The following is a 19,798-nucleotide window of genomic DNA, read 5'->3' as shown; positions in this document are numbered from 1 at the left end:
GCCTGCATCGCGGGCAAGCCCGGCTCCCACACAAACCCGGCTCCCACTTTTGTTTTGTGTGAGGGCAAAAAATCGCGGTCGTACAATTCTGAACAATTGTTCTGAATTGTGCTTCCCCCTACTTCCCTAAGGGATAGTTCCTACAGGAAAGCTAGGTCGGGCCCCGAGACGCCGACACCCTGAAGCGTTTCGTTCAGGACCATCTATCGTTAGAGCTTTCCGTGTGTAAGGAAGCTCACGACATGCTGCGAAACCACCCCTACAGTGCCTCAGGCCGGTTGCGTCTGCTTATCGGAGCCGCACTGTGCAGCCAATTGCTGGTCCCAGGCCTTGCATTTGCCGACCCTGCCTACGACGCCCTGATCATCCAGGCCCGCAACGGTCACTTCACGCCGGCGCTGACCCAACTTCGCCAACTCTCCGCCGAACGCCAGACCCCAGGCCAGGTCAGCGACCACCTGGTGATCGCCGGCTGGGCCGGGCAAGACGCCGAAGTGCTCAAGGTGTACGAGGCGCAAGGCAAGCATCGCAACCTCACCACCCAGGCACTCGCCACGGTGGCGCGCACTTATCGCAATCAAAAGCAGTGGGCTCAGGCCGAAGCGGTCTATCGCCAGGCGCTGCTGCGTGAACCCAATAACGTCGACCTGCAACTGGGCCAGGCCCTCACCCAGGCCGATGGCGGCAAAGCCAACGAAGCGGTACAACGCCTGCGCACGCTGGTGGCGGCGCAACCCAATGACCCCAATCGCCGCATGGCCCTGGGATATGCGCTGACACGTGCCGGCCTGAACTACGACGCGCTGTTCGAATTCGACCAAGCCTTTATCCGGGCGGGCGATAAACCCGAAGTGGCGCGTGAATACATCGTTGCCCTGCAAAAGGCGCGGCTGCCGGAGCCGGCACTGCGCCTCTCGGCCAAGCGCCCGGGGCTGGTGGACGCAGTCACCCAGCGCCGCCTCGAAGGTGACCTTGCCGCCGAGCGTGTGCGCATGGCTGAGTTCGCCACACGCAGCGAGAAGGAACGCTACGTCATCGCAGACCGTGCCCTGCAGGACTACGACAAACTGATCAGTCGCTGGGCGCCGGACGCCACAGCCAAGGACGACGTCATCCGCTGGCGCATTGACCGCCTGGGCGCGCTCAAAGCGCGAGCACGGCATGCCGAGGTGATCCGCGATTACCAGACCCTCACTGGCGAAGGCGTGCAACTACCTACCTACGCGTTGCGTTGGGTTGCCGGCTCTTACCTGGAACAGCGCCAGCCGGAAAAGGCCGAGCCGTTGTACCGCCAGGTACTCACCGCCCCCGACACCGATGCCAGCTATCGGGTCGATGACAGCACGGCGCTGTTCTACGCCTTGTTGGAAAGCGACAAGGTCGAAGAGGCTCGCCAGGTCGCTAACAACCTGGCCAAGGAGCAAAACCCCCGCGTTGAGCTCAAGGGCTTGCCCATTGGTAACCCCAATGACAACTGGATGGACGCCCAACAATTATCCGCCCAGGCCGGTACCTATGGCGGTGACCTGCCCGGCAGCGAAGCCAGCCTGGAAGCCCTGGTGGCCAAGGCACCGGGCAATGTGGGCCTGCGTCTGGCCCAGGCCGACATGTACCGCGCCCGCGACTGGCCGCGTCGCGCCGAAGGCACGCTCAAGGAAACCGAAACCCAGGCTCCCCGCGATATCGGCCTGGAAGTCTCCCAGGCCTATACCGCCATGGACTTGCAAGAATGGCGGCAGATGGACGCGCTCACCGACGACGTGCTCGCCCGTAACCCGGACAACCGTCAGGTGCAGCGCCTGAGCCGCCTGCGCGATGTGCACGACATGGCCGAGTTGCGTGTCGAGGCCTACACCGGCAAGAGCTACGGTGGTGGCAATAACAACGACGCTGGTGCCGTCTCCGGCAGCCGAGACTGGGGCATTGAAAGCGTGATCTACACGCCTCCCATCGACGAAGACTGGCGCCTGTTCGCCGGTGCCGGCTATGCCACCGCCGACTTCCAGGAGGGCACTGGCCAACATCGCTGGCAGCGCGTGGGCGTGGAGCGTCGCACCCGTGACATGACCATCGAAGCCGAAGTGTCCAACCATTCCTATGGCGACGGTTCCAAGCAAGGCGCCAGCGTGTCGATTGCCCGCGACATCAACGACCACTGGCAATACGGCGGCAGCCTTGGCTATTTGCTCAGCACCACGCCGTTGCGGGCCCTGAATGACGGTGTCACAGCCAACGGCGGCAGCGGTTTTATCCGCTGGCGCGCCAACGAAAGCCGCGAGTGGAAACTGACCCTCAGCCCGTCCCATTTCAGCGACGGCAACGACCGCTTCGAAGCATTGCTCACCGGCCGCGAGGGCCTCTACAGCTCGCCCCATGTGCAAGTGGACCTGGGCCTGGAAGTGGGCGCCAGCCGCAACAGCAAGGAAGACACCGTGTACTTCAACCCGAAGTCGGACTTCACGGTGTTGCCCATGATCAACGTCAATCACGTGCTCTATCACCGCTACGAAACCCAGTGGAGTCAGCAGTTCCAAATCGGCGCGGGTACCTACAGCCAGCGTGACTACTCCACCGGCGGTATTGGCCTGATTGGCTACGGCCAACGCTATCGCTGGAATGACGTACTGGAAATGGGCGCCAACCTCAGCCTGATCAGCCGACCTTATGACGGTGATCGCGAACGCGATCTGCGCCTGCTCGTCGACCTCACTTACCGTTTCTAAAAGAGCCTGACCATGACCGTCCTCAGCCGTTGCTTGTTGGTCCTGGGTGTAATGCTGGCCGCCGCCTGCGCCCAACAACCCGCGCCCTACACCCCACCCGCCGAACGGCCGATAGCGCCCAACGAAGCGCCGTGGCCGAAGAACCACTTTTTGGGCATTGCCTATCACGACGTGGAAGATCGCGACCCCGATCAAGCCGTGGTGGCGGTGCGCACCGAGCGTTTGATCGAGCAACTGGCGTGGCTGCGGGAGAATGGCTACCAGGCGGTAAGCGTCGACCAGATTCTGGCGGCCAGGCGTGGCGGCCCGGCATTGCCGCCCAAGGCGGTGATGCTCAGCTTCGATGACGGTTATTCCAGCTTCTACACCCGCGTGATGCCGATTCTGCGTGCCTACCACTGGCCTGCATTGTTGGCGCCGGTGGGGTCCTGGATCGACACGCCGTTGAACCAACCGGTGGATTTTGCCGGTACGCCACGACCACGGGGAGAGTTCCTGACGTGGCAGCAGATTCGCGAGGTGTCGCAGTCTGGCCTGGTGGAAATCGCCGCCCACACCGACGCCAATCACAAAGGCATCCTGGCCAACCCCCAGGGCAACCTGGAACCGGCCGCCACCACGCGAAGTTTTGACCCCAAAACCAACGGCTACGAAAGCGAAGCGCAGTTCCAGGCGCGTATGCGGGCTGACGTCGCCGCGATTTCGAACAAAATCCGAACCGTCACCGGCAAGGCGCCGCGTGTATGGGTGTGGCCGTACGGGGCCGCCGATGGCACCTCGTTGGCGGTGGTCGGCGAGCACGGCTACGAGATGGCGCTGACCCTGGAAGACGGGCTCGACGACCTCGGCAACCTGATGAACAGCCCACGCTTTCTGGTGGCCTCAGACCCGGACGGCGAGCATTTTGCCAACAGCATGGTCGCCGTGCAGACCAAAGCGCCGATGCGCGTGCTGCACGTAGACCTGGACAACGTGTACGACCCCGACCCGGCCCAGCAGGCACGCAACCTCGACGTGCTGGTTCAGCGCGTGGTGGACATGGGTGCTGGCACCGTGTTCCTGCAAGCCTTCGCCGACCCCAAGGGCGACGGCCTGGTGCATTCGCTGTACTTCCCTAACCGTCACCTGCCGATGCGGGCCGATCTTTTCAACCGTGTCGCCTGGCAGTTGCACACCCGTGCCCATGCCAGTGTGTACGCCTGGATGCCGGTGCTGAGTTTTGCCCTGGACCCCAAGCTGCCGCGTGTCACCCGCTGGGACCCGGAAACCGGCCAGGTCGGCCCCGACCCGGATCAATACAAGCGCCTGTCGCCGTTTGATCCCAAGGTGCGGCAGATCATCGGTGAGATCTACCAAGACCTGGCGCGTGTAGGGCCGATTGACGGCATCCTTTACCACGATGATGCGGTGTTCAACGACTTCGAAGACGCCAGCCCCGCAGCGCTCAAGGCCTATGCGGCCCAAGGCCTGCCGGACAGCATCGCCGCCCTGCGTGCCGACCCGGCCGTGATGCAGCGCTGGACCCGTTTCAAAAGCCGCTACCTGATCGACTTCACCCATGAGCTCACCGCCAAGGTCCGCGCTATCCGTGGGCCGCAGGTACTCACCGCGCGCAATATCTTCGCCGAGCCGATGCTCAACCCTGGCAGCGAAACCTGGTTCGCGCAGAACCTTGATGACTTCCTCCAGGCCTACGACTGGACCGCGCCGATGGCGATGCCGTTGATGGAAGGCCAGGAAGTGAAGACCTCCAACGCCTGGCTGGAAAAACTCATCGCCACGGTCAAGGCGCGCCCCGGCGCCATGGAAAAAACCATCTTCGAATTGCAAGCCAAAGACTGGCGCACCCAGGCCGCACCGGATATCAGCGCTGAGCAATTGGCAGAGTGGATGGGTGTACTCAAACGCCAGGGCGTCACCAGTTTCGGCTACTACCCGGACAACTTCCTGGAAAACTCCCCGGACTTGAAAACTATTCGTCCGGCCCTCTCCAACCAATGGAACCCTTGATCATGGTTGACAGAATCCTGGCTCTATTCGTGTTGGCACTGGTACTGGGCTTGCCCCTGGGCCTGATCTTCCTGGTGACCGGGCAGTTTCTGATGGACTTCGTGTTCTTCTACCCGTTGTTCATGTCGGCACTATGGATAGCCGGTGGCCTTTACTTCTGGCTGCATTGGGAACGCCACTGGCCGTGGAAAGAAGACACGCCGGCGCCGACCCTGGCCGGCGAGCCGCTGATCTCGATCATCATCCCTTGCTACAACGAGGGCGATAACGTCGCTGACACCATTGGCGCGGCCCTCGGCCAGTTGTACCCGAACATCGAAGTGATCGCGGTCAACGACGGCTCCAGCGACAACACCGCCGCAGTTCTCGATGCCCTGGCGTTGCAACACCCGCGCTTGCGCGTGCTGCACCTGGCGCAGAACCAGGGCAAAGCCGTGGCCCTGCGCATGGGCGCCGTGGCCGCCCGCAGCGAATACCTGGTGTGCATCGACGGCGATGCCTTGCTCGACAAAAACGCGGCCGCCTACATGGTCGCGCCGATGCTCGACAACCCGCGCCTGGGGGCCGTCACCGGCAACCCGCGCATTCGTACCCGCTCGACCCTGATCGGCCGGGTGCAGGTGGGCGAGTTCTCCTCGATCATCGGTTTGATCAAGCGTACCCAGCGGGTATTCGGTCGGATCTTCACGGTCTCCGGTGTGGTGGTGGCGTTTCGCAAGAAGGCCCTGGACCGCATCGACTACTGGAGCACCGACATGATCACCGAGGACATCGATGTCAGTTGGAAGCTGCAACTCGATCACTGGGCGATCTTCTACGAGCCGCGCGCCCTATGCTGGATCCTCATGCCCGAAACCGTCGGCGGCCTGTGGAAACAACGCCTGCGTTGGGCCCAGGGCGGCGCTGAAGTGCTGTTCAAGAACATCCGTGGCATCTGGCAATGGCGCCACCGCTACCTGTGGCCGCTGCTGTTCGAGTACTGCCTGTCTACCGGTTGGGCCTTCACCTTCCTGCTGTCGGTGATCTTCTGGGCCGTGGGTAAATTCGTCACGCTGCCGGCGGCGATCACCGTGAGCTCGTTGGTGCCGCCCGCGTTCACCGGCCTGGTGCTGGCGATGGTGTGCCTGCTGCAGTTTGCGGTGAGCATCCTGATCGACCGGCGCTACGAAAAAGACCTGTGGAAAACCCTGTTCTGGACCGTGTGGTACCCGATGGTGTTCTGGCTGGTGAGCCTGCTCACCACCCTGGTCAGCTTTCCCAAGGTGTTGTTCAACCAGCATCAGAAACGCGCACGCTGGGTCAGCCCGGACCGCGGTATCAAACCTGCACAAGAGGAGGCGTGATCATGAAACTGGTCAGAACTCGCCAAAACACACTGATGTGGATCGTCGATGTGCTGCTGACCCTGCTGGCCTGGGGTGGGTTGATCTGGCTGCTGGCGCGAGGCATCAGCGCTATGCTTGAAACCCACGGCGGCCCACGCATCGAGGCGCCTATCTTTGCGGCGCTCAACACCTTGCAGGTTTACCTGTGGATCGCGCTGTTCAATGCGGTGATCCTGATCAGCTGGGCACGTTATCAGCAGCATCGCGGGCGCAAATTCGCCCAGCGCCGCGCCGAGGCCAATGCGCTGAGCGACCAGCACCTGAGTGAAAGTTTCAACTTGGGCGACGGCGACCTCGAACAACTGCGCCGCCCCGGCGTGCTGGTGATTCACAACGATGAAGAGGGCGGCGTCGAAGAAGTGAAGTCTCACGTCTCCCGCGACGTCGAACGCCCCGGCCTGACCCTGGTACCCGACAAAGACAAGGGCGTTATGTAGGAGCGAGCTTGCTCGCGAAAAACGCCAGCGATAACGCGTGCTTTCTGAATAAACGCGGCGCCTGTGAGTTTTTCGCGAGCGAGCTCGCTCCTATAAAATGGCGCGAGTGCTCCCCACCTGATTCAACGCACGTGTCGCAATTCCGATAAATGGGATCCAATTCACAAAACCCTCGCGAACTTTTCCCCCTTCTCCGGTACTAACCTAACTCGACGAACACCTGATGGCTAAATAATGGCAGTCAGAAAGTCATTCGTCGAATCGCCATCAAAACAGTTGCCGCTTGTCGGATTAATCACCGCAAGTGCCCGACATAAACTCTTTTGATGAAAAATTATTATTAATAATCAATAGGTTAGAAAACTAATCAGTCGAACGGCCCAACGTCGCCCGTTTCTAGGCGAGCTAGAAGTTCGATGTTAGTTTCGCGGCCCTTGATTTTCGATGGATCGAACATGTCTTCGTTATTGCCATGGACCCGGTTATTGCTCTGCACCCTCCTGCTCACCTGCCTGAGCCTGAACAGTGCATCCGCCGCCCCCACGCCTGGCGATCAAGACTTGATCCGCGACCGGCAGAACCGCTTGCTTGAAGAGCAACAGCGGCGCCTCCAGGAGCTGCAGGACCTGCCCGGCAAAGCGAACAAGCCCCAAGCCCCGGCAACCCCGGCCGACACCCGTTGCTTCCCGATCAAAACCATCGAACTCAAAGGCGCCGACAGCCTTCCGGCGCCCGACCGCGAGCGCTTGCTCAAGCCCTACATCGGCCAGTGCCTGGGCGTGTCCCAGCTGAACGACCTGCTCAAAACCATCACCGACTACTACCTCGGCAAAGGCCGCGTCACCAGCCGTGCCTACCTGCCGCAGCAAGACCTCTCCACCGGCCATCTGCAAGTGCTGGTGGTGGAAGGCAAACTCGAAGCGTTGCGCAGCGCCGAAGGCAGCACGGTGACCGACCGCGAACTGGCCATGGCCTTTCCCGGCAAAGTCGGTGAAGCATTGAACCTGCGTGAAATCGAGCAACTGGTGGACCAGCTCAACCGCCTGCCGTCCAAACAAGCGCAGATGGAACTCACCCCCGGCAAGCAAATCGGCGGCAGCGACGTGGTGGTCAAGAACACCGCGCAAAAGCCCTGGCGTGCCAGCCTGTCGCGCAACAACGACGGGCAGAAAAGCACCGGCGAACAGCAATGGGGCGCTGGCCTTGAGTGGGACAGCCCACTGGGCCTGGGTGACCAACTGATGCTGCGCGGCGGCCATGACGCCATCAGCGACCACCAGAAAACCTCGAAAAACACCCTGCTCTACTACAACCTGCCCTGGGGCTGGTGGAACTTCAGCTACACCTACAGCGAGAGCGACTACCGCACCTACGGCGTGACCGACGGCTTCAAATTCAAGCAGGACGGCGACAACCAGAACCACCAACTGCGCGCCGAGCGGGTGATCCATCGCGACGATGTGAGCAAGACCTCGGTCAACGTCGGCCTGGCGCACCTGCGCACCAACAACTACATCCTCGACGCACGCACCGAGGCCAGCAGCAACCGCCTCAGCGAACTGCAACTGGGCGTCAACCACGGTCGGCGCATCGGCAGTGCCTTCGTCAACCTGGACCTGGGCATGCAAAGCGGCATCGGCCTGCTCGACGCCCAGTCTCAAGACGAGCGTGACCCGCTCGGTCGGCGCCAGCCCAATTCGCGCTACCGCAAATACACCGCCACCGTCAGCTACCTGCAACCGTTCAGCCTGTGGGGCGAGTCGTTCAGCTTCAGCAGTTTGGCCACCGGCCAACACAGCGAAGACATTCTGTTTTCGCCCCAGCGCATGAGCCTCGGCGGCTCGGCGTCGGTGCGCGGTTTCAAGGACCAGTTGCTGACCGGCGACAGCGGCGGCTACTGGCGCAACGAAGTGCGCTGGGCACGCCCGGTGACCCTCGACTGGATGCGCCCGGCCTTCGCCGAATACGGCGCCAGCGTCGGTTATGACCAAGGCGTGATCCGCAACGACCGCTACAACGACAACGTTCATGGCCGGGTGTCCAGCAACTCCCTGGAGCTGTTCGCCCGTGGCAAACACGTCAGCACCAGCGTGACCTTTGCTCATTCGTTAGAAAGACCCGGTGTGGTGACCGAGCGCGAAGCGCCGATCTACTTCCGCATGGATTTTTTCCTGTAATTCAACTCCCCGCTGCATGAGAGCCTGACAATGGATGTTCGCCAATTCGCCTTCCTGGCCCGCCAACCTTCTGCCGCCCTGAAGCGCCGGGACGCGTTCTTCGGCCTGCCCAAGCGCGGGCTGGCGTTGATCCTTGCCAACGCACTGTTCTGGCAGCCGCTGCTGGCCCAGGCCGAGGGCATTGTGGTCAGTGCGCCGGGCACCACCGTGGGCGCGGCGGGCAATGGCGTGCCGGTGGTAAACATCGCTACCCCCAATGGCGCGGGCTTGTCCCATAACCAGTTCAAGGACTACAACGTCGGCCCCAACGGCGTGATCCTCAACAACGGCAACACCGCCATGGTCAACACCCAACTGGGCGGGATCATTGTCGGCAACCCCAACCTCAAGGGCGGCGCGGCGAACGTCATCCTCAACGAAGTCAACGGCGGCAGCCCCAGCCAGTTGCGCGGCTACACCGAAGTGGCGGGGCAGTCGGCCAAGGTCATTGTCGCCAACCCGTACGGCGTGACGTGCAGCGGTTGCGGCTTTATCAACACCCCCAACGTCACCCTCACCACCGGCAAACCGGTGCTCGACGCCAGCGGCCAATTGCAGCGCTATGAAGTGGATGGCGGCGCCGTGACCATCGACGGCGAAGGCTTGAACGCCAGCAACGTCGAACGTTTCGACATCATCACCCGCTCGGCCAAGATCAACGCACAAATCAACGCCCGCGAACTCAACGTGATCGCCGGGCGCAACGACGTCGATGCGCAAAGCCTGAAAACCACCGCCCGCGCCGATGACGGCAGCGCCAAGCCGGAGCTGGCGATCGACTCGTCGGCCCTGGGCGGCATGTATGCCGGCGCGATCAAACTGGTGGGCACCGAGGCAGGTGTGGGCGTGAAGCTCGACGGCACCCTGGCCGCCAGTGGCGGCGATATTCAGCTCGACGCCAACGGGCGCCTGAGCATGGCGCAGGCGGCGGCCACCGGTAACGTCAAGGTCACCGCGCAAAACGTCGACCTCACCGACAAGGTCTACGCCAACGGCAACGTGCAGGTCACCAGCGCCCAGGCCCTGGTCAACCGCAAAAGCATCGCCGCCGGCCAGCGCATCGACATCAACGCGGCCAGCGTGAACAACCCCGGCATCATCGAAGCCGGCGTCGCCGCCGATAACAGCCGCAACACCACCGGCGATCTGGTGGTAAACGCGCAAACCGTCACCACCAGCGGCAACCTGTTGGCCAGCCGCGCACTGGCGATTACCGCCGCGCAAGCGCTGACCAACCAGGGCGCGATCATCCAGGCCAAGACCGTCGAGGTCAGCAGCGCCAAACTCACCAACCAGGGCGCCAGCGCACGTCTGTTTGGCGAACAAACCCTGGCGATCAACTCGCCGGCCATCGTCAACCTCGGCGGCCTGATCCGCTTCGGCGAAGGCCAGGCCGCCACGCTCAACAGCGCCTCCCTGGACAACCGCCAGGGCCGTATCGAAATGGCCGGCGGCAGCCTGGTGCTCACCAGCGCCGACCTGAACAACAGCGGTGGGCAAGTCATCGCCAACGACCTGACCGTCAACGCCGGCAGCCTGAACAACCAGAACGGCGTGCTGGTGGCCAAGACCGCGACCGTCACTGCCAGCAACCTCGACAACAGCCTCAAGGGCCTGATCCAGGCCGACGGCGGCGCGCTCAACCTCGCCGTGTCCAACACCTTCAACAACAACCAGGGTTTCGCCCAGGCCAGCACCGATCTGAACGTTACGGCCGGCACCCTCAGCAGCAACGCAGGCGGCGTACTGAGCGCCGACACCGGCAAGCTCACCCTCACCGCCGCGCAACAGCTCAACAACGCCCAGGGCCGCTTGCAGGCCGGGCAGGGCGATATCGAACTGCACGCCGCCAACCTGGATAACCAGGGCGGCACCATCGTCGGCAAGCAACTGCTGCTCGACGTGGCCGGCGGCGATATCGACAACCGCGCCGGGCGCGTGTTGGGTGACCACCTCGACGTGCGCGCCTCGGGCCTCGACAACCGCAACGCCGGCCTGCTGGCCGGTGGCGCCCAGGGCGTAAGCCTGCTGCTCAAAGGCCCGGGCCAGTTGCTCAACGCCCAGGGCCGCATCCAGAGCGAGGGCCTGCTGCAACTGCAAGGCGAGCGCTTCGACAACAGCGCCGGCATCCTGCTGGGCCAGACCGTCGACGTCACCGCGCAGACCTTCACCAACAGCAACAAAGGCGCGCTGGTCAGCGATGGCGGTGATGTGGTGCTCAAGGTCAGCGACCTGCTCACCAACGTCGGCGGCCAGATCGACGCAGGCGAACGCAGCGTGCTGGTCAAGCAGCTCACCACCCTCAACAACGACGGCGGCACCCTGCGCGGCAAGCGCCTGGACATCGCCGCCCAGCACCTGAACAACGACAACGGCCAACTGCTGGCCGGCGCCGAAGGCCTGAGCTACAGCGGCCAGGATGTAAGCAACCGCAAAGGCCTGATCCTCAGCGGCGGCGCCCTCACCGAACTGAACACCACCCGCCTGGATAACCAGGGCGGCACCGTGCAGGGCGACAGCCTGAGCGTCACCGCCAACAGCGTCGACAACGCCAGCGGCGGCCTGATGGCAAGCCTGGTCGGCAACCTGCAACTGACCGTAGAAGCCCTGGCCAACCGTGGCGGCAAACTGTTCGGCAAAGAACAAGTGACCGTCAGCGGCGCCAGCCTCGACAACAGCGCGGGCGGCCAGATCAGCGGCAACCAGATCAACCTGACCTCACGTGGCACCCTCAGCAACCAGGGCGGCCTGATCGAAGCCAACCAGGGCCTGACCCTCACCGGCGGCAACCTGGACAACAGCGCCAACGGCCAACTGCGTGCCCTGGGCGGCGCCAGCAGCAAGCTCAACCTCAGCGGTGCGTTGAACAACCAGAACGGCACCCTCGAATTCGGCAGCCAGGCCTTCAGCCTTGACGCCGCCAGCGTCAACAACCAGAACGGCATGTTGCAACACGCCGGCACCGGCCTGTTCCACCTCAACACCGCCAGCCTCGAAGGCAGCCAGGGCAATATCCAGGGCATGGGCAGCGCCGACTGGGCATTCGGTAAAGTCGACGGCCTGGGCCGTGTGCAACTCAACGACGTGCTCACCTACAAGAGCGACCAAGGGCTGGCCCTCAAGGCCGGTGACCGCATGGCCAGCGCCAAGGGCTTGATCCTCAACGTGGCCAGCCTGGACAACGGCGGCGAACTGCTCAGCGACAGTGACATCAGCATCACCACCGGCGATATCACCAACAGCGGCCGCGTCTCGGCCCTGCAAACACTCACCGTCGCCGCCAACAACCTCAGCCAGAACGGCGGCCGCCTGGCCGCAACCAATGCGCGCCTGACCCTGGGCGGCACCCTGGACAACCTCGGGTTCCTCACCGCCCGCCAGCAACTGGACATCGCCGCCGCGCAAATCAACAACCGTGGCACCCTTGGTGCCCAGGGCGCAGTGAACCTCACCGCAGTCAACGGCATCACCAATGCCGCCGATACGCTGCTGTTCAGCGGCGGCGACATGACCTTGCGCAGCAATGGCTTCAGCAACAGCTATGGCGATGTCTACAGCAAAGGCAACCTGAGCTTCGCCGCCCGCGATGGCGGGCGTGCCGTGCTGTTCAGCAACCGCTCCGGCACCGTGGAAAGCGAAGGCTCGATCGCCATCAATGCGGGCTTTATCGAAAACGCCAAAGATGAATTCGAACTCGGGCAAACACTGACCACCGGCAGCTTGAGTTGGATCTGTGGCCAGCACTGCGGCGAGAGCGACAACTGGGAACGCGGCGAGATCACCATCTACGAAACGTACCTTGAGGCGGCGACCAAGGACTCGGTAGCGGCGCGCCTGGTGGCTGGCAAAAACATGCTGCTGCAAGGCGACACTGTGCAGAACCGCTACAGCCTGATGGCCGCCAATGGCGACCTGAGCATCACTGCCGGTGACCTGCTCAACCAGGGCGCCGCCACGCGCACGGGCCAGCGCAAGCTTGTCATCGGCACGCCAGGTCACGTCTCCGACGATTTGTTTGAACGCATGCAATACGTCGACGTGCCCGCGTTCAATGCGGCCACGGCGGCCGGGAATTTTGATAAGGCGCGCTTCGAAGAACTCAAAAGCCGCTCACCCAACAGCCTGCCGTTCGCCTACGCAAGTGACGTCACCACCTGGACCAACAACAGCGGCCCCGGCTACGACGCCACCCTGCAAGCGGGCGGCACGGTCAACCTCAACGTCGCCCGCACCCTGCAAAACGGCACGCTGCACAACAACACCCTGGCCCAGTTGACCGGCACCCTCGGCGACGACCAGACCGGCATCCCCGTCGGCGGCATCAACATCAACCTGAGCAAACACGCCAACGACCCGAGCGCCCAGGCGCCCGGCAGCGTATTGCCCGTGGTAGGCGTGGCCCCTGGTGGCGGCTTCGTGCCCGTGGACTACACCGGCACCGCCTTCGCCCCGGTCGACCCCACCACCTCGCCCACCTTCCAACTGCCCAAGGGCGAATACGGCCTGTTCGTCAAAAACGCCGACCCCACCAGCCACTACCTGATCGAAACCAACCCCGAGTTCACCTCGGTGTCGGGCTTCTTCAGCTCCGACTACATGCTCGGCAAACTCGGTTTCACCGCCGACAACGCCTGGCGCCGCCTCGGTGACGGCCAGTACGAAACCCGCTTGATCCGCGACGCCGTCCTCGCGCAAACCGGCCAGCGCTTCCTCGCCGGCGGCCTGTACAGCGACGCCGAGCAGTTCCGCTACCTAATGGACAACGGCCTTGCCAGCAAAGACGCCCTGCGTCTGAGCCTGGGTGTGGCCCTCACCGACCAGCAAGTCGGCGCCCTGACCCACGACATCGTGTGGATGGAAAACCGCGTCATCGACGGCCAGACCGTCCTCGTACCGGTGCTGTACCTGGCCCAGGCCGACTCGCGCAACGTGCGCGGCAACAGCCTCATCCAGGGCCGCGACCTCAACCTGGTCACCGGCGGCGACCTGATCAACGTCGGCACCTTGCGCGCCAGCAACAACCTCTCCGCCATCAGCAGCGGCAGTATCTACACCGGCGGCCTGGTCGAAGCCGGCAACAACCTCAACCTGCTGGCCCAGGACAGCATCCGCAACGCCATGGCCGGCGAAATCCGCGGCAAACAAGTCAGCCTCACGGCGCTCAAAGGCGACATCACCAACGACACCACCGCCATCCAGGTGCGTGACGGCGCCGGCATGCGCACCCTCACCGACACCAGCGCCGGCACCATCGTCGCCCGCGAAAATCTCGCCATCGACGCCGGCCGCGACCTCACCAACCGAGGCGCCCTGGTAGCGGGCAACGACGCTAACTTAACCGCCGGCCGCGACCTCAACCTCATCGCCGCCAGCGACACCAGCGTCAAACACGAAACCCGCGACGGCGGCGAGAAATCCACCATCACCACCGACGTCAAAAACCTCGCCGCCAGCGTCACGGCGGGCGGCAACCTCAACATGCAGGCCGGGCAAGACGTCAACATCATCGGCAGCACCGCCACCGCCGGCAAAGACCTCAACATCGCTGCCGGCCGCGACCTCAACGTCGCCTCGGTCAGCGACATGCACAACGTTGAGGGCAAGGAAAAGGACGGCAAAAAACGCATCAAGACCTCGGACGACCAGACCACTCAAGTGGCGAGCGTACTGACGGCGGGTGGGGATTTTGTCAGCCAGGCTGGGCGTGATACCACGATTGTGGCGAGCAGGATCAGCGCGGGGAATGAGGCTTATCTGTATAGCGGGGATAAGTTGAGTTTGTTGGCGGCTGAGAACAGTACGCATACGTTGTATGACATGAAGGAGAAGGGAAGCTGGGGCGCTAAAAAGGCGCAGATGGATGAAGTGACCCGCACCACCCAGGTAGGGACCGAGATCAAGACAGGTGGCAACCTAGTCCTTAAAAGCGACGGCGACCAGCTGTATCAAGTTGCGAAGCTTAATAGCGGCAAGGACATCATCCTTGATAGCGGTGGTGCAATTGTCTTTGAAGGCGTCAAGGACCTGCACGATGAGAGCCACACTAAGAGCAAAAGCGACCTCTCGTGGTTCAGCGCTAAGGGCAAAGGTAATACAGACGAAACCTTGCGTCAGAGCGAGTTGGTTGCCCAAGGACAGCTTGTCATCAAGGCCGCCGAAGGCATTCGTATCGACGTCAAACAGGTCGATCAGCAGACTGTAAGCCAGACCGTTGATGCGATGGTCAAGGCTGATCCTAATTTGGCCTGGCTCAAGCAAGCTGAGGCACGTGGCGACATTGATTGGCGCCAGGTAAAGGAGATTCACGAGAGCTTCAAGTACGACAACTCAGGGTTGGGCGCCGGTGCCAAGATTGCGATTGCGATCATGATGGCGGCGATCATGGGGCCGGTAGGATTCGGGTTGCAGGGAGCCACCCTTGCGGTGAGCACCAGCCTGAGTACGACGGCAGTCACTAGCACCATCAACAACAAAGGCAATTTGGGTGCAGCGCTTAAGGAAACGGTCAGCGCCAATAGCCTGAAAAGCGCAGCAGTCGCCGGGTTCACGGCGGGGGCTCTTGAGTATGCCGACACCAATTGGTTCGCTGGTGCTGACGGTGCAGGTGCAGGTGCAGGTGCAGGCACAAGTACAAGCACAGTCCAAGGTGTTACCCCGAGTACGGGTTCAACCTTGGCGGTTACGAACTCCTCCAAAGATATTTTCACCTGGACGTCAGCAGGCGATATCGCGCTGCGTACCGGTGGCCGGGCGGTAATCTCTAGCGGAATATCGACGGCCATTCAAGGGGGAAGCTTCGGCGACAACTTCAATGCGGCCCTGTTGGGAGAGGCTGGCAACGTTGCAATGGCTACCGGTTTTAATTGGGTGGGTGACTACGTCACGTTCCCCAATAGCAGCCCTCAAAAGATTATTGCGCACGCTTTGATGGGGGGATTGCTGGCTGAAGCCACAGGTAGCGATTTCAAAACCGGGGCTGCCGCTGCCGGGCTGAATGAGGCACTCATCAATCAGTTGGTGTGGGCTGCTCAAGGCAATGACGACATCACGCTGATGCTTTCACAGCTGACAGGCTTGTTAGCAGCTGCGGCGGTCGATGGAGATTTGGAAAAAGGCTCTCAGATTGCTCAGAAGGCGACGACGTTCAACTATCTTTACCACGAAGAAGTCGAGGAAATGCTTCGGGAGGTAGATAGCAAGACTACGGAGCAAGAGAAGCGTGAGGTCAGGCAGCGCTATGCGGAACTTGATCAGCAGAGAAATGACGAGTTGGATGCGCTTTGCGCACGCGATCCGCAACGCTGCCGAGGTATTGCCACTTCCTTGGCGAACGATGATCAGAAACTCGTTGATCTGGTAGGTAGGTTGAGATCCCAAGGGCAGGGCGGTGCTGCTTCTGCGGTTGGTTTTGTGATAGGGAACAACCTAGACGCGTCCAGCCAAATTGCAGCAGATATCAGCTCTGCGGGCGGTGGGCCATTAGTTAAGCTCGGTGCGGAGGCAATTAAGGCCGGAGTTGGGATCACACTGCCTTCACGTTCAAGCTCTGGTAAGGGGAAAGGAAGCCAAGTCGGCGCGGGTTCCCTTGAAGAGGCGGCGGGTCCAAAGGCGACAGGCGAAGTAGTGCCTCCCGCGCCTATTGTGACTTCTGGTGCGACTAGGACAGGTGTTGTTCGTACAAATGCCGCAGATTGGAGAGCACTGCGTAATAATTGGGATGACCTTGGGTATGGTCAAATCTTAAGTACTGAAAATCGGGCCGCGATTGCTAAAGGACGGACTCCAAAAGTCGACGATGCATGGGTTAAGGTTTTTCCTGAAGATGCAGGGCTAAAGGGCGAGAGAATTCCTATGCACCATGTTCAGGGTTCGCCACTTACTGTGCCACTGCCTGATACACGGCATTTGGATGCGCATATGCCAGGAGGGTTTAGATATAATCCAGGCGGTCCAGGGTCGGCTCTCCCGGCATACCCTCCAAAAAAAGGAGCTGAATAATGCATTCCGTACCGCTAGAACATGAGAAGCAAAAGTTGATTTTCTACGTGGCTCAAGACTTAGATCAGTCTATTAGATCTAATGTGCAGCAGCTCGTGAATGAGCTCGCTGCGTCAAGAATATGGAGCATTGCCCCGCCAACCTTTATTGACGCGATAGACGAAGGGGGCGCGGAAGTGGTGGGTGGAATGTTGGAGATTTATTCAGCACTGCAACCGAATATACTGTCTGTTGATATGGATTCAAAAAATCTAGATGAAGTGGAAGAAATAGTCTGTGCCGTAAAAAAGTTATCGGAAAAGGAAAATATTTCCTTTGAGTTTCAGTTGGATACAACTTTTGTCGGCGCCATTGATGATGGTGTTGTTGATCGAGTCTTGTTGGAGGGACTGCTCGTGCCGTGGCGAAATCATATAAATGGAAAAAGTTGAGTCGGTGCCAGAGCGGAGATGAATAAAAAAGTGAGAAAAGGGAAAGGCTTATTTAGAATTAGAGTTGAAAAACGTATTAAATAAATATGTCCCATTTTTCACATTTTCACGGAGAGAAAACGTGAAAAAAATTAGCGTAATAATGGTAGTTGTATTTCTGATTGTGGGTTGCGCGCCGTCACGGTCTGCGTGGGTATCCAGTAAAGATGGATGGGTAGGTACCACCTTTTAATCTCACGAGAAAAGGGGACAGATTTATTTAAATTAGAGTTTAAAGGCGCATTAAATAAATCTGTCCCCTTTTGCAGTGATCCTCATGGTAAGCAGTACTTTAGCCCCGCGACTACTTTTGAAAAGAATTTTTCAGGTTATGTTGTTGTTCCAAAGGATGCTCTGAAATGAAATTAAGCATTAAGTTTCCCGAGAATTTGTTAACCCACAGCCTGCTCGAGCAAAGGCGGATTCCTTGCATTTGCAAAATTGCAACGGAGTTTGAAATTGAATTTTTGGACCCTTTGCCAGAAGCTGCAGGAACCGTTCTGGAGTGGGATCGTGCAGAACTTGAAAAAAGAGCGATAGGTGGGGTAGGTGGGCAATACTCTCACTATGCACACGGTCGGGTGACGTTAAAAAAAGTTGATATTGATATCTACCAAATATTGGATCTTGAAATGTTTTATAGGCTTTTTGGATGGTGCAGCATCTTGGAAGATGGCAACTATGCGCCGCCGGGGCAGTTTTGGGATGATGAATAAGTTGAAAAGGAAAGGGGGCAGATTTATTTAAATTAAAATTTGAAGGTGTACTAAATATATCGCCCTCCTTTTGTTAATAGATATACTTAATGAGCCAAATATCAGAAATATTTCTGTAAGGGTGGCACGGTGATTACCACATATAAACTCGAATTTCGACATAGGCCTAGTGTTTCAGAGTCTATCGAAGAGAGGCATAAAGATTTTTTGAGAGCTATAGGCGATTTGGGCGTTCCGTGGAATTTGAACGATGCCTTTGAAGTCCCCCCTATTGGAAGCGAGTTGGTGACCTCGGTGTCATTGGATAAGCTACTTCCAGTCGGCGTTAAAGGTCGAATTTCATATGCTCTGCGAGATCAGAAGTATCTCCAGGATGATGCGCAGTTTGATGATACGCTATTTATTGAATTCACAGCCTCCAAAGTCGACTATTCATATTTGTTGAGGATTGTTTTTCCTGTTTATATAAAGGCGTTTGGCTCCTATCGCTCAGCTTTACATGATTGGAATGTTACGAGGAGTGATTGGCCTTTAGTGTTGGAAGCTTGTGATGCTACAAAAAAAGACGTTAACGGTAGGGATGGCGTTTTCCGTATAAATGCGGCGAATTATTTCGATAAGGAATTGTGTTTTCGCGCCTTCGGAAAAGGGCCGCTTGAACTTGTTGATTTGTTGAATGGTTATGTAGAAGAAGTGTGTGAGTTTGAAGAGGGGGTTTTGATTGTAATTAGTTATACTCCGCTTTCTGCCGACGAACTACTCAGTGCGGGTGAGCGACTAAAGAGCTTAGTGGTTTGATTTTTTTGTCTGGTCAAATTGGTTGATATACTACAGTTTTGATTGGGCTTGGTTGAGTTGGTGTAAAGGTTCTGTTTTGGTGGTTCTTTAACAAAATGGTTTCTTGTAAGTCGGTCGGGCAGTTATGAGTTAACTGCCCAGATTCTGCTTTAGATCTTCGCGTTTAATTTTCGTCCAGTAATATCCAGCAGATCACACCCGTCCCTCAGCGGGATAGCCAGAAATAGCGCAAGAACATGCAACATAATCGCACAATTGCTGATCTTCTCCCTAAATGCCAGTTATTAAATAGAACTGTCCCCTTTTGTCTTGTGCCGCAGATCGTAAATTTGTTACAGATTTGATTAACGATATTGGGAATAACGCCACAAAGGTTATCCCTGGGACCTTCGCGGGGCAGGGAGCTAATGGTGCGCGAGGCAATGTCTATTTTAGAATTAAAGGCAATGATGTCGTGGTGACCAAGCCGAATGGTACGTTTGTGACGATTTTGAAAGATGGCGTCAACCAAAATCCATCAGTAAAAAGTGCGCTGGAAGGGAAGGTTAGATGATGAAAGATTCTTCGTTGAAAGCGTGGCTTATACTTGCCATTGGCAAAAGGCTTTTGTCGGTGGACGCACTCATTCATAATTTAGGCTCGGTGGCGCATGGCTTTCCACAATAGATTAGTTTCCATTTTGAAGGAAACATTCCTGGCCGTTTATTTTGCGATAGTGATGGGGCTTCGATAGGACTATCCGTGGAGCCATTAACCGAATGCGATATGCAAGAGTATGGCGCGCAAGTAATTGCGTCGATGTCCGACGATGCATGCTTTAGTAATGTTATAAACAAAACGCTGTCTTCAGCTGTTCTGGTGAAATCCTCAGTGGAAGATAGGATTGTGGGTGTTGGTTTTTCATTTGATTGTGAAGAACGTTTTTTTATTTTGAATTTGGGAGATGAGATTTTTGTTTACAGGTCTATCCCCTCGGATGTTGTTGAAAGTGAATTTCTTGTTTTTATAGCCGTGGAGGGGGAGGACTGAAAGGTCTGGCTAATAA

General features: G+C 59.0%; 11 protein-coding genes. All 11 read left to right on the top strand.

What is annotated here, in order from left to right:
• Positions 1–242: 242 nt before the first annotated feature.
• The 11 genes from pgaA to GIV26_RS23950 all read left to right on the top strand — a co-directional run bounded on the left by pgaA (position 243) and on the right by GIV26_RS23950 (position 19,782).
• Positions 243–2,723 (top strand): poly-beta-1,6 N-acetyl-D-glucosamine export porin PgaA, encoded by a 2,481-nt coding sequence (pgaA, locus tag GIV26_RS24000; protein ID WP_089042756.1) that lies wholly within the window; start codon positions 243–245, stop codon positions 2,721–2,723.
• 12 nt (positions 2,724–2,735) lie between these two features.
• Positions 2,736–4,733: a poly-beta-1,6-N-acetyl-D-glucosamine N-deacetylase PgaB gene (pgaB, locus tag GIV26_RS23995; RefSeq protein WP_236282462.1), complete on the top strand. Its 1,998-nt coding sequence runs from the start codon at positions 2,736–2,738 to the stop codon at positions 4,731–4,733.
• 2 nt (positions 4,734–4,735) lie between these two features.
• Positions 4,736–6,076: a poly-beta-1,6-N-acetyl-D-glucosamine synthase gene (pgaC, locus tag GIV26_RS23990; RefSeq protein ID WP_054896841.1), complete on the top strand. Its 1,341-nt coding sequence runs from the start codon at positions 4,736–4,738 to the stop codon at positions 6,074–6,076.
• A gap of 2 nt (positions 6,077–6,078) precedes the next feature.
• On the top strand, positions 6,079–6,555 hold the full coding sequence (pgaD, locus tag GIV26_RS23985) for a poly-beta-1,6-N-acetyl-D-glucosamine biosynthesis protein PgaD (protein ID WP_236282460.1): 477 nt from the start codon (positions 6,079–6,081) through the stop codon (positions 6,553–6,555).
• Between the two features lie 455 nt (positions 6,556–7,010).
• Positions 7,011–8,732 carry a ShlB/FhaC/HecB family hemolysin secretion/activation protein gene (locus tag GIV26_RS23980; protein ID WP_236282458.1) on the top strand — a complete coding sequence of 574 codons (1,722 nt, stop codon included), beginning with the start codon at positions 7,011–7,013 and terminating at the stop codon, positions 8,730–8,732.
• Between the two features lie 30 nt (positions 8,733–8,762).
• Positions 8,763–16,769, top strand: a complete 8,007-nt coding sequence (locus GIV26_RS23975; protein WP_236282456.1) for a two-partner secretion domain-containing protein — start codon at positions 8,763–8,765, stop codon at positions 16,767–16,769.
• Entirely contained in the window at positions 16,769–17,200 is a 432-nt protein-coding gene (locus GIV26_RS23970) for a hypothetical protein (RefSeq protein ID WP_003187491.1), read from the top strand. The genes GIV26_RS23975 and GIV26_RS23970 overlap by 1 nt, the downstream gene beginning before the upstream one ends.
• Positions 17,201–17,598: 398 nt before the next feature.
• Complete coding sequence (locus GIV26_RS23965; RefSeq protein ID WP_034134579.1) at positions 17,599–17,955, top strand: hypothetical protein; 357 nt, start codon at positions 17,599–17,601, stop codon at positions 17,953–17,955.
• A gap of 129 nt (positions 17,956–18,084) precedes the next feature.
• Positions 18,085–18,753 carry a hypothetical protein gene (locus tag GIV26_RS23960; RefSeq protein ID WP_236282454.1) on the top strand — a complete coding sequence of 223 codons (669 nt, stop codon included), beginning with the start codon at positions 18,085–18,087 and terminating at the stop codon, positions 18,751–18,753.
• A 304-nt stretch (positions 18,754–19,057) separates the two neighbouring features.
• Positions 19,058–19,306, top strand: a complete 249-nt coding sequence (locus GIV26_RS23955) for a hypothetical protein (RefSeq protein WP_137205040.1) — start codon at positions 19,058–19,060, stop codon at positions 19,304–19,306.
• A 188-nt stretch (positions 19,307–19,494) separates the two neighbouring features.
• Positions 19,495–19,782: a hypothetical protein gene (locus tag GIV26_RS23950; protein WP_236282452.1), complete on the top strand. Its 288-nt coding sequence runs from the start codon at positions 19,495–19,497 to the stop codon at positions 19,780–19,782.
• Positions 19,783–19,798: the final 16 nt, after the last annotated feature.

This window comes from Pseudomonas sp. PA-1-3F, assembly GCF_021609665.1.
Lineage (GTDB): Bacteria > Pseudomonadota > Gammaproteobacteria > Pseudomonadales > Pseudomonadaceae > Aquipseudomonas > Aquipseudomonas paracarnis.
The sequence above is the reverse complement of the archived record's forward strand: the minus strand, read 5'-3'. Positions and strand labels throughout refer to the sequence as shown.